This window comes from Anthropogastromicrobium sp. (genome assembly GCF_037349415.1).
Classification (GTDB): Bacteria; Bacillota; Clostridia; order Lachnospirales; family Lachnospiraceae; genus Anthropogastromicrobium; species Anthropogastromicrobium aceti.
The window spans coordinates 39782-52287 of record NZ_JAXWCK010000047.1 but is presented as its reverse complement, the minus strand read 5'-3'; the positions used below and the strand labels follow the sequence as shown (position 1 = coordinate 52287).

The following is a 12506-nucleotide window of genomic DNA, read 5'->3' as shown; positions in this document are numbered from 1 at the left end:
ACTTTCAAGCGCTTCAAAAGAGGGCAAAAGAAACCAAACGGCAGGAAAAGAAAACCGAGGTTAAGCAGAAAGACGGTACGGTAAAAGTGATCCAGAAATATAAACGAAAAAAACGTTTTGGAAGATCCATCAACCGCCGTGCACCTGCAAGATTTCTGCTAGAATTGAAAAGAAAAGCGGAGGCAGTTGGAGGTGTCTATGCAGAAGTAGATACAAAGGAATTTAAGGTAATGAATACTTTGCAGGGATATATCTGTAATAGCCGTCCGCGTCGATTTGGCAAATCAATAACCGCAAATATGCTCACAGCATATTACAGCAAAGGGTGTGATTCACAAGATTTGTTTGCGGGGTTGAAAATCAGCGAGGCGTCTGATTTTAAAAAGCATTTGAATCAATATGATGTTATTCATCTGGATATTCAATTAAGAGAGTATGATAAAGCCTGACGATAGTTAGGAGCTATCGGGGACATTACGTGTCCCTGGTGGCTCTTTTTATTTTTTTACATAAATTTGACATATCACTGCTTTCTGATTTTACAAAGAAACAATAAGATTAGTGGCGTTAAGAGAAAACAAAACAAACAAACACAACAAAATGGGTAGAAACAGAAAGGAAGTTTTTATTATGAGAAAGATGATCACAATGGCAGTAACCGCAGCTCTTGCAATTTCAACATTGACCGCATGCGGAAAGACAGATAAAAAGGAGACTACAGCGTCAACAGCAGCAACCACCGCATCAACAGCAGCAACTACCGCTTCTACAGAAGCTAAGACTGAGGCTAAGACTGAGGCCAAGACTGAGGCTAAGGATACATCTGCTGCAGCAGCTGAGTCTAAGGCAGATGCACAGACTCCTGTATCTGGAAGCGTTGCAACTGATGGTTCTACTTCTATGGAGAAGGTAATCGGTGCTCTTGGTGAGGCATTTACAAAGGCAAATCCGGATGCTACCTTTACATACAACCCAACTGGTTCTGGTTCTGGAATCACTGCTGTATCTGAGGGACGCTGCGATATCGGTCTTTCCAGCCGTGCATTAAAGGACGAGGAGAAGAGCCAGGGCTTAGTAGAAACTACATTGGCACTTGATGGTATTGCAATCATTGTTAATAAGGAGAATACAGTAGAGGATCTTTCTCTTGATGATATCGCAAAGATCTACACTGGCGAGATCACAAATTGGAGTGAGGTTGGCGGAGAGGACGCTGATATTGTTCTGATTGGCCGTGAGGCAGGAAGTGGTACAAGAGATGGTTTCGAGTCTATTACAGGTACATCTGATTCCTGCAAGTATCGTCAGGAGCTTACATCTACAGGTGATGTTATCACAACTGTTTCCAGCAATCCAGGTGCAATCGGATATGCATCTTTAGCAGCAGTAAAGGATACTGTAAAGAAGGTATCAGTAGATGGTGTTGAGGCAACTGAGGAAACAGTAAAGGATGGTTCTTATAAGGTACAGCGTCCATTCGTTCTTGTTACAAAGGATGGTACTGAATTATCAGAGGCAGCACAGGCATTCTTCGATTATGCAACTTCAAAGGATGCAGCAGATATTATTTCGGCAGCAGGTGCTGTTGCGGTAGCAGAATAATCACAATTGGAAGGGTGCGAGGATTTATGAAGAGCAAAGAGAGTCTGTTAGAGACAGTAGTACATGGCATATTTTTGATTCTCGGACTGATTACGGTCGGATGTGTATTGTTAATTACAGTTTATCTGGTAATTTCCGGTGTGCCGGCAATCGCAAAAATTGGTCTGTTTCAGTTTTTATTTGGCACAAAATGGGCATCGACCGCCTCTGAGCCATCATTTGGAATCTTACCGTTTATCATGACAAGTATTTACGGAACAGGAGGTGCAATTTTGCTTGGTGTTCCAGTCGGATTTTTCACATCTGTCTACCTGGCAAAGATTGCATCACCAAAGGTAAGAGGTGTTATTGAGACAGCTGTCAGCCTTTTAGCAGGTATTCCGTCTGTTGTTTATGGTCTTGTCGGTATGCTGATTCTTGTGCCTGGCATCCGCAAATTGTTTAATGTGCCAGATGGTGCAAGCCTTCTGGCAGCGATTATCGTACTTGCAATCATGATTTTGCCGTCTATCATTAAGGTTTCACTGAATGCGCTTGAGGCAGTGCCAAAGGAATATGAGGATGCATCACTTGCACTTGGTGCGACAGATATTGAGACATATTTTAAGGTGTCAGTTCCGGCTGCAAGAAGTGGTATCGCAGCAGCAGTTGTATTAGGTGTGGGCCGTGCAATTGGCGAGGCAATGGCAGTTATGATGGTTTCAGGAAATGTTCCAAATATGCCGTCATTGTTTCAGAGTGTTCGCTTTTTGACGACTGCTGTTGCCAGTGAGATGTCATATTCAGCAGGACTGCAAAGACAGGCGTTGTTTTCAATTGCGTTAGTGCTGTTTTTGTTCATCATGCTGATCAATGCAACACTGAATTTTTTCTTAAAGCATGAGAAAGCCTGAAAAACGGATTCATAAAAGGAGTGAGTAAGATGACAAAACAGGAAGCAATAGGGGTGTCGCAGACAGCAAATGTAAAATCGGTGATGACAGTGCGTGCCGCTGCAAAGAATGGACCAGGGGTAAAGCGCAAGCTTTATATAGGTCTGATGAAGTTTTTGATGGGGCTTTCCATAACAATTACATGTGGACTTGTATTGTTTATGATCGGATATGTATTATATAGAGGTGTTCCGAATATAAGCTGGAAGCTGGTGTCCACATCTCCAAGCTACCTAGATGACAACATTGGTATTTTGCCTGATATTTTAAATACACTTTATATTGTAATTGCAACACTTGTAATTGTACTTCCGCTTGGTGTTGGTGCTGCAATATATCTGACTGAGTATGCCACAAACAAAAAAATAGTTGGCATGATCGAGTATGCAGCAGAGACACTTTCAGGTATTCCTTCTATTATATATGGTCTTGTCGGAATGCTGTTTTTCTGTCAGTTTTTAAGCTTGCAGACATCTCTTTTAGCAGGTGCGCTTACTCTTGTGATCATGAATCTTCCAACTATCATGCGTACAACCCAGGAGAGCTTAAAGACAGTTCCGCAAAGCTACCGTGAGGGTGCATTTGGACTTGGCGCAGGAAAGTGGAGAGTTATTCGTACCGTTGTACTTCCAGGATGTATTGATGGTGTAGTGACAGGATGTATTCTTTCTGTCGGAAGAATTATCGGTGAGTCAGCAGCGCTTCTTTTCACCGCAGGTCTTGCACATGCAGTAAATGGAATGATAGATGGTCTTCACAGTGCAGGTGCAACACTTACAGTTGCGCTTTACATGTATGCTAAGGAGCAGGGTGAGTTTGGTGTTGCATTTGCGATTGCAGCAATCTTAATGGTATTAACCGTGTTTATCAATTTAACTGCAACTTTGTTAGGTAAGTATTTTCAGAGGAGGAAGAATCAGTGAGCAGCGTAATTACTGTAAAGGATATGTGTCTGTGGTATGGACAGGTGCAGGCATTAAAGAATATTAATATCAATATTGAGGAGAAGAGTATTACGGCGCTGATTGGTCCTTCTGGCTGTGGTAAATCCACATTCTTAAAGTCGTTAAACAGAATGAATGATCTGGTGCCTGGTGTGAAGATTACAGGCGATCTTCGTTATCGCGGCGAGGACATTTTTGATCCAAAGTTAAATGTCAATGAGCTTCGCAGAAATATCGGAATGGTATTCCAAAAGCCAAATCCATTTCCAATGAGCATCTATGACAATATTGCATACGGACCGCGCACCCATGGAATTACAAGCCGTGCAAAGCTTGATGAGATCGTGGAAAATTCCTTGAAGGGTGCAGCCATCTGGAATGAAGTAAAGGATAACTTGAAAAAATCGGCACTTAGCTTATCAGGAGGACAGCAGCAAAGACTTTGTATTGCACGAGCACTTGCTGTTGAACCAGATGTACTTTTGATGGATGAGCCAACAAGTGCGCTTGACCCGATTTCTACATCAAAGATAGAAGAGCTGGCAAGCGAATTAAAATCACAGTACACAATTGTTATGGTTACGCATAACATGCAGCAGGCCGTGCGTATTTCTGATTACACCGCATTTTTCCTGCTTGGTGATCTGATAGAGTATGGTGAAACACAGAAGATCTTCGAGCAGCCAAAGGATAAGAGAACTGAGGATTATATTACAGGACGTTTTGGCTAATGGAAATAAAAAAAGTGAGGTGAAGACATGAGAAGCAAGTTTGACGAGCAGCTAGCGCTTTTGAATCGTGATCTGACAAAGATGGGATCGCTTTGTGAGGAGGCGTTAGCATTAGCGGCAAAGGCACTGGCAAATGCAGATGGACAGACAGCAGCAAAAATCGCACCGATAGACAGTGAGATTGACCAGATGGAGCGCACTATCGAGTCGCTTTGTTTAAAGCTTTTGCTACAGCAACAGCCAGTTGCGAGAGATTTAAGACAGATCTCAGCAGCACTTAAGATGATTACAGATATGGAACGTATCGGTGATCAGGCATCCGACATCGCAGAGATTATTGGATTCTTAAATGGAAGAATCGGAACGGATGCACAGTATATTTGTCAGATGGCAGTAGCTGCAATGCGTATGGTGACAGAGAGTGTTGAGGCTTATGTAAAGCGTGATGTAGCAATGGCAGAGGCAACAATTCAGCACGATGATGTGGTCGATGATCTTTTCTTAAAGGTAAAGGAGTCGCTTATTCAAATGATCTCAGAAAATCCAAAGGACGGCGAGTATGCACTTGATCTTTTGATGATTGCAAAGTATTTTGAGCGAATCGGAGATCATGCGACAAATATCGCAGAGTGGGTTGTATTTTCTGTTACAGGTGTGCATGAGCAGGTGTGAATTAAATTAGAGCAAAAAAGGGGCAGATGAAGAGTCTGCCTCTTTTCGTTTTTTTGTAACTATTCAGAGCCATGCAAAATTGCTTTCTGTGAATGCTTGCATTCAGACAGAATAGCAATTTTATATGGCGAGGTAACCACATGAGCAAAATAGAAGCATCGAAGATGCGATTTTGCGAATGGGGTTCTGAATAGTTACGTTTTTTTTATAAACAATCTAAATTTTATATAAATTGTATTGACTGTTCTATTTTGAACGCTATAATAGTTTCTATCTAAAAAGAAGGGAGCAGCAGATAATGGTTAAGTTGTTAAAGAAGCTTACATGGAAAGATTTTATTCTGGCGGCAGTTGCATTTGTGTTTATTATCGTGCAGGTGTGGCTTAGTCTGACAATGCCGGATTATATGTCTGAAATTACAAAGCTTGTCCAGACTAAGGGCAGTAAGATGAATGATATTTTGATAGCAGGAGGCAAGATGCTTGCATGTGCACTAGGAAGTTTGCTTGCGGCAGTATGTACATCAATATGTGCATCAAAAATTTCATCTAATTTTTCTGCCAATTTAAGAGGACAGGTTTTTCATAAGGTGCAGTCTTTTTCAATGGAAGAAATTGGAAATTTCTCTACTGCAAGTTTAATTACACGTTCTACAAATGATATTACACAGGTACAGATGCTGATTGTTATGGGTCTGGAGGTTTTACTTAAGGCTCCTATAATGGCAGTGTGGGCACTGTGCAAGATTTCTACAAAGAACTGGCAGTGGACTGCTTCAACGGGTGTGGCTGTTGTTGTACTGCTTAGCTTTGTTTGTGTTTGCGTGGCTGTTGCGCTTCCAAAGTTTAAAAAGCTGCAGAGTCTGACAGATAATTTAAACCGTGTCACTAGAGAAAATTTGACAGGCTTAAATGTAGTTCGTGCTTACAATGCAGAAGGTTATCAGCAGAAGAAATTTAATGATGCAAATGATGAGCTGACGAAAACGCAGCTGTTTGCAAACCGCACTATGGGAACTATGATGCCGGGAATCCAGATGGTAATGAATGGATTGATGTTAGCAATTTACTGGATCGGCGCTTATTTGATCAGCAATGCTCAGATGTTTGACAAGCTGACTATTTTCTCAGATATGATCGTATTTACTCAGTATGCTATGCAGGTCGTTATGTCCTTTATGATGCTTGTCATGATTTTCGTGCTTCTTCCGCGTGCGAGCGTATCAGCAAAGCGTATTAATGAAGTGTTTGATATGCCGCTCTCGATTAAGGATGGCACAAAAGAGAATGGAATTGACGGCAAAAAGGGTGAAGTTGAGTTTCGCAATGTATCTTTTTGTTATCCAGATGCAGAGAAGGATGTCATTGAGGACATTTCCTTTACTGCTCATAAGGGTGAGACAATTGCCTTTATCGGTTCAACTGGCTGTGGAAAGAGTACTGTGATCAACATGATTCCGCGTTTTTACGATGCGACAAAGGGAGAGGTGCTTGTCGATGGCGTTAACGTAAAGGAATATACACAGAAGGCACTTAGAAATAAGATTGGATATGTTTCACAGAAGGCTGTTTTATTTACAGGAAGCATTAAAAGCAACGTTGCCTATGGAGATAATGGTACAAAAGGCTTTACTGATGATGTTGTTAAGCAGGCAATTGAGACTGCGCAGGCAAAGGAATTTGTAGATAAGACAGAGGGCGGCGTAGATGCTTTTGTGGCACAGGGAGGATCTAATTTCTCAGGAGGACAAAAGCAGCGTCTGTCAATTGCACGTGCGATATGCCGTCACCCGGAGATTTTAATTTTTGATGATTCATTTTCGGCACTTGACTACAAGACAGATCGTGTTCTTCGCGATACATTAAGAAAAACTTGTGCAGATGCAACGCGTTTCATTGTGGCACAGCGAATTGGTACTATACGCGATGCGGACAAGATTATTGTGCTTGATGATGGAAAGATTGCCGGAATGGGCAAGCACAATGAGCTGATGGAAACTTGCGAGGTATACCGTCAGATCGCATATTCACAGCTGTCAAAGGAGGAGCTTGCATAATGGAAAATAAAGAATATACCCCTGGACAGAACCGCCCGGGCAGAAGAGGCGGTATGCGTGGACCTGGCATGGGAAGAGGTCCTGCTGAGAAGGCATCTGATTTTAAAGGAACATGGTCAAATCTGATTTCGTATTGCAAAAGCTATCTTCCGGTTGTGATCATTGCACTTATCTGCGCGGCAGGAGGCACGGTTTTGACGCTTCTTGGACCAGATAAGCTGTCAGAGATGACAAAGGAAATTGGAAAAGGTCTTGTAACAGGCGTTGATATGGACGCTGTTTCTAAGATTGGATTTACATTAATTGCATTTTATGTGTGCGGTGCTTTGCTGTCATTTGGTCAGCAGTGGATTATGGCAACAGTGACACAAAATATTTCAAAAAAGCTTAGAGGTGATATTTCAGGAAAAATTAACCGTCTGCCGATGAGCTATTACAGCCGCTCTACGACAGGTGATATCCTCTCACGTGTCACAAATGATGTTGATACGATATCACAGTCTATGAATCAAAGCATCGGAAATCTTGTCTCCGCAGTTACGCTTTTTGTCGGTTCACTTTTTATGATGTTTAAAACAGATGTGATTATGACGATCACTGCAATTGTGGCGACATTGATTGGCTTTGTACTTATGACAGTTATTGCAAAGCGCTCCAGCAGATATTTCGTGCGCCAGCAGCGCTGCCTTGGTGAGATCAACGGTCACATTGAGGAAATTTACACAGGTCATACAGTTGTAAAGGCATATAATGGAGAAGCGCAGGCAACAGCAGAATTTGAGCGCATGAATAATAATTTAAGAGAAAGTGCATTTCGTGCACAGTGCCTTGCCGGACTCATGCCGCCTATTATGACATTTATCGGAAACTTAGGCTATGTGGCAGTCTGTGTGGCAGGTGCAGTGCTGACTATGAAGGGAACTATTGGCTTTGAAGTAATTGTTGCATTTATGATGTATGTGCGTTATTTTACACAGCCGTTATCTCAGATCGCACAGGCGGCACAGTCTTTACAGTCAGCGGCAGCAGCAGGTGAGCGTGTCTTTGAGTTTCTTGAGGCAAAGGAGATGGATGACGAGAGCAATAAGACAAAGACGCTTGACAATGTAAAGGGTGATGTATCATTTGAACATGTAAAGTTTGGCTATGATGAAGATCGCGTGATTATCCATGATTTTTCTGCACAGGCAAAGGCTGGACAAAAAATTGCCATTGTCGGTCCAACGGGAGCAGGAAAGACAACACTTGTCAATCTGCTTATGCGTTTTTATGAGATTCAGGGCGGAAAAATCTGCATTGATGGCATTCCAACTAATCAGGTAAAACGTGAAATGGTTCATTCTCAGTTTTGTATGGTTCTTCAGGACACATGGCTGTTTGAGGGTACTGTTAGAGAAAATCTTGTATATTGTACGCCAAATGTCTCTGATGAGCGCATGAAGGAGGCATGCCGCGCTGTTGGTCTTGACCATTTTGTGAGAACACTGCAGAATGGCTATGATACAGTGCTTAATGATCAGGTTAATCTGTCACAAGGTCAGAAGCAGCAGTTAACAATTGCCCGTGCAATGATCGCTGACAAGCCTATGTTGATTCTCGATGAGGCAACAAGCTCTGTCGATACAAGAACAGAGCTTCAAATCCAAAATGCAATGGACGAGCTGATGAAGAATCGTACTTCTTTTGTTATTGCACATCGTCTTTCCACAATCAAAAATGCCGATCTTATCCTTGTGTTAAAGGATGGAGATGTAATTGAAAGCGGAACGCACGAAGAACTTTTGGCAAAGAAGGGCTTTTACGCTGATCTGTACAACAGCCAGTTTGACCAGGCATCGTAAGAGATTCTTAAGAGATGTAAGGACATTGAAAGTACTTATTTGACATAATCTCTGGTAATATAAACTTAGAAAAGAGTTATTGCCGGATTATTTATGGGAGCCGGTTAAAAACCGGCTCTTTTTGTTTAAGAGAAAGGAAGGGAACACTATGAAAAGATCATGGAAGAAGAAAGCGTCCGTATGGACGATGGCTGCTGCGATGACCGTTTCTTACATACCGCAGTATTCATTTGCGGAGGAAACTACTGAAAATATTAAACAGGAAACGCAGACACAGACAACAGAAGAGCAGACTATATTGGAGAACCTGACATCAGAGGCTTTGGCGACAGAGAGTATCCCAGAGACGTCTTTGCAGATACCAACTGAAAGCTCATCAGAAAGTGTACCGGAAACGTCCTCACAGACACCTAGTGAAAGTATAACACCGACATCATCACAGGAAGAATCTTCCACGCAGGAAAGCACACCACAAAGCAGTGCAGAGGCTAGCACTGAGGAAGAAACTAGTGAGGAAGAAACTAGCGAGGAAGAGAGTACAGAAGAAAATACCGAGGAAACTACAGAAGAAACTACACCAGAGGAGACGACAACGGAGGAACCAGAGTGGTCTGAGCAGGCACCTAAGGAGGATACAAAGGGACTGACATTTAGCTTTAGCGAGGATGGACAGACTGTCAGCATTACAGGATTTGACGGTTCAAGAAGTGTTGTTGAGATTCCAGAAACTTATGGCGGTGCAAAAGTTACTTCCATAGCAGCAGGTGCATTTCGCGGACAGACCATGATTACTGACGTGGTGATTCCAGAGGGTGTTACTTATATAGGAAGAGAAGCATTTGCAGGATGCAGCGCTCTTGTTCGCGTACAGATTCCGACAAGCGTTACGCAGGTAGGTGCCAATTTATTTGAAGGCACACCATATGATTCAACATTGACTGGAGAGCTTGTATATATTAACAGTATCCTCTATCGCTGTCAGAGCGATGCGGTAACTGTTTCTATCAGGCAGGGAACGACTGTTATTGCTGAGGAAGCTTTTATTAATCGTGTTAATCTGGCTGCTATAGTTGTGCCGGACGGCGTAAGCTATATTGGCTCTAATGCATTTAAAAATTGCAGTGCTTTAAGTCAGATTGAGATTCCAAAGAGTGTGCGAGATATTGTGGCAAACGCGTTTGACGGAACAAAATGGTATGAAGATCGAAAGCATGAGATGATTTACATCAATGATTTGCTGTATCGTGTGCCGGCTGAGATTATCGTGCAGTCAGAGCAGCCGACTGGATCTTTAAGTGACAAAGATGCAGCCGAGTTGGCAAAATCAGGTGTGGCAACACAGCTTGTTCCTTATACAGATGTTATTGTTCAGGGAGGAACTACAACGATCTGTACACTTGCATTTGCCAATACGCCAGTTCAGAAAGTACAGCTGCCATCAACACTTACGACGATTCGCTATGGTGCATTCCAAAATTGTACTGCATTAAAACAGATTACACTTCCAGAGAGCATGACATTTATTGAGGGCGGCGCATTCCAAAATTGCAGCGTACTTTCTTCAATTTTGGTTCCGCAGAATGTAACATATCTTGGTGCAAGTGCATTTTCTGGCTGTACAAGCCTTACATCTGCGACATTGCCGCAGGCAATTACAAGAATTAGTTCAGGCTTATTTGAAAACTGCAGTTCACTCACAACAGTGCAGGCTTCGAGTGCGCTTACGTCAATTGGAAGCCGTGCATTTGCAGAAACATCTGCACTTTCTTCATTTACATTTCCACAGACGCTGACAGCAGTTGGCGCAGAGAGCTTTACAGGCTCAGGTATTGTAACTGCTAACTTGCCGCAGAGCGTAACTTATCTTGGAGCAGGAGCATTTGCTGATTGTACAAAGCTAGTATATGCGCAGGTGCCGGCGGCAATCCAGGCTGTAAGAGAGCGTACCTTCCGCAACTGTACAGAGTTGAAGAATGTATCGATCCCAGAGGGGATTCGCTACATTGGTGCGGCTGCATTCCAAAATGACGTATCACTTCAGACAGTTGATTTTGCACAGTCACTTCTAACGATCTGCGACAATGCATTTGAGGGAAGCGGCGTTGGCGAGGGTCTTGTGCTTCCACCAGCTCTTCGTACAATAGGAAGTCGTGCATTTGCAGGCTGTATGCGTCTTACATCACTTACTATCCCGGCAGATATTAGAAAAATGGGAAGTCAGGCATTTGCAGATGGATCATCACCATCAATTGTGTGTGCATTTAGTCGTACAACATATATGAGTAAGCTGGCTTCTGGATGGGTAGCTGATTGGGGCAGCGGCCTTGGTGCACTTACATTTACAGGCGGTGCAGTAAATGATGAGCAAAAGGCAGCATTTTTACAGATGATCTGCAAGCTTGTTCCTGATTTTAATGCATCAGAGGCAAACAACACTTTGTATTCTGGCATCATTGGACGTCTTGGCGTTAGTGCAAAGGCAGGCGGTGAGGCAGCCAGCTTGCTTGGCATTGTGTCAGAACAGGCTCAAGAAGGATGGATTCGTATACCTGAGCTTAGCACAAGAAGAGCTATTTTGAATCTTACAGGTATCTGGATGCAGGATTATTGTCCGGCAAATACAGGTGTTGAGGATGTTTATTATGCAGATGGATGGTATTACATTAATGAAGTTTCATTTGCAGAAACACTTACAAAGGGCTATCTTCCAAAGGGACAAAATGGAAGCGGCTATACCTTCTTTGATTCCTATGATGCTCCAACAGGCATGATGGATGGTGCTGTGACTGTACTTCTTAGTGAATCTGACAATGACTATGGAATTGCAGCGCAGGTTCGCTCTAGTGAAAAGATTACAGATGGACGCTACATAAATGTATATGAGAGCGTAGAGGAGCGTGAGCTTTCAGAATCCATCAAAGATATCTGGATGACAGAAAGTGCTTCATATCAGTTTGATAACTACAGCAGAATCTTAACTGTTCAGTCACTTGTATCACCAGATGCAGGAATTGATACTCATTTTCGTTACAGCTGCAAGCCGGGTGAGGATGATGGTACCTTTACGATGGAGTGGAAGGGAATGGATGAGGCAAATATTGACCAGGTTCGTACCTTTACGGTTAGTGTAGATGAAGAAACTCAGGCAATGAAGCTGACTGATGCGCAGACACAAGAGGAAATTACACTTAATTCAATTGCACAACAGGCTAATCAGCCAACAATGTCTGGACAATAATGGCATTAAATCTTTAAGGCTTACTTAAATTTCTCAAAAATTTTACATTACCTATTGACACTATTAAAAAAAAGGACTAGTATAGCAATTGTCAGCAGAAGTGGTAAGAGGAGATCACTTTTGCAGCAAAGGACATTAACTGTTAAGCATATTTAATAGTTATAAATAGGAGGAACAAAAATCATGAGAAAGTTTATTACATCTATCGCAGTAATCGCTATGGCAGCAGCAATGATGACAGGATGCGGAAGCGCTGATAAGAAGACTACTACCGCAGCTAGCACAAAGGCAGAGGTACAGACTGAGGCTAAGACCGAAGCTAAGACTGAGAAGGCTACCGAGAAGGCAACTGAAAAGGCTACCGAGAAGGCAACTGAGGCTAAGACCGAGGCTAAGTCTGAGGCAGCTTCCAGCGAGGCAGCATCTGAGGAGGCATCTTCTGAGGCTGAGAGCGCAAGCGCAGCAAACTAATTTTTTATTACTACAGATA

The 12506-nt window shown here is 42.7% G+C and carries 9 protein-coding genes and 1 pseudogene; all 10 read left to right on the top strand.

What is annotated here, in order from left to right; all coding sequences use genetic code 11:
• Positions 1–224: 224 nt before the first annotated feature.
• Positions 225–425 (top strand): annotated as a pseudogene (locus WJP93_RS11225) (AAA family ATPase); the annotation flags it as partial.
• A gap of 205 nt (positions 426–630) precedes the next feature.
• Positions 631–1602, top strand: coding sequence for a phosphate ABC transporter substrate-binding protein (locus tag WJP93_RS11220; RefSeq protein WP_337548367.1), 972 nt, complete (start codon positions 631–633; stop codon positions 1600–1602).
• 26 nt (positions 1603–1628) lie between these two features.
• A complete protein-coding gene (gene pstC / locus WJP93_RS11215; protein WP_227100997.1) occupies positions 1629–2495 on the top strand; it encodes a phosphate ABC transporter permease subunit PstC in 867 nt (288 codons plus the stop codon).
• 29 nt (positions 2496–2524) lie between these two features.
• Complete coding sequence (pstA, locus tag WJP93_RS11210) at positions 2525–3457, top strand: phosphate ABC transporter permease PstA (RefSeq protein WP_337548366.1); 933 nt, start codon at positions 2525–2527, stop codon at positions 3455–3457.
• The gene (gene pstB / locus WJP93_RS11205) at positions 3454–4209 is read left to right on the top strand and encodes a phosphate ABC transporter ATP-binding protein PstB (RefSeq protein WP_082868591.1); all 756 of its coding nucleotides are present in this window, start codon (positions 3454–3456) and stop codon (positions 4207–4209) included. The genes pstA and pstB overlap by 4 nt, the downstream gene beginning before the upstream one ends.
• A 27-nt stretch (positions 4210–4236) precedes the next feature.
• Positions 4237–4881: a phosphate signaling complex protein PhoU gene (phoU, locus tag WJP93_RS11200; protein ID WP_227100999.1), complete on the top strand. Its 645-nt coding sequence runs from the start codon at positions 4237–4239 to the stop codon at positions 4879–4881.
• 298 nt (positions 4882–5179) lie between these two features.
• On the top strand, positions 5180–6937 hold the full coding sequence (locus WJP93_RS11195; RefSeq protein ID WP_337548364.1) for an ABC transporter ATP-binding protein: 1758 nt from the start codon (positions 5180–5182) through the stop codon (positions 6935–6937).
• Positions 6937–8778: an ABC transporter ATP-binding protein gene (locus tag WJP93_RS11190; RefSeq protein ID WP_331466844.1), complete on the top strand. Its 1842-nt coding sequence runs from the start codon at positions 6937–6939 to the stop codon at positions 8776–8778. Before WJP93_RS11195 ends, WJP93_RS11190 begins: the two co-directional genes overlap by 1 nt.
• 148 nt (positions 8779–8926) lie before the next feature.
• Positions 8927–12016, top strand: a complete 3090-nt coding sequence (locus WJP93_RS11185) for a leucine-rich repeat protein (protein WP_337548362.1) — start codon at positions 8927–8929, stop codon at positions 12014–12016.
• A 183-nt stretch (positions 12017–12199) separates the two neighbouring features.
• Positions 12200–12487: a hypothetical protein gene (locus WJP93_RS11180; protein ID WP_066560637.1), complete on the top strand. Its 288-nt coding sequence runs from the start codon at positions 12200–12202 to the stop codon at positions 12485–12487.
• Positions 12488–12506 lie beyond the last annotated feature (19 nt).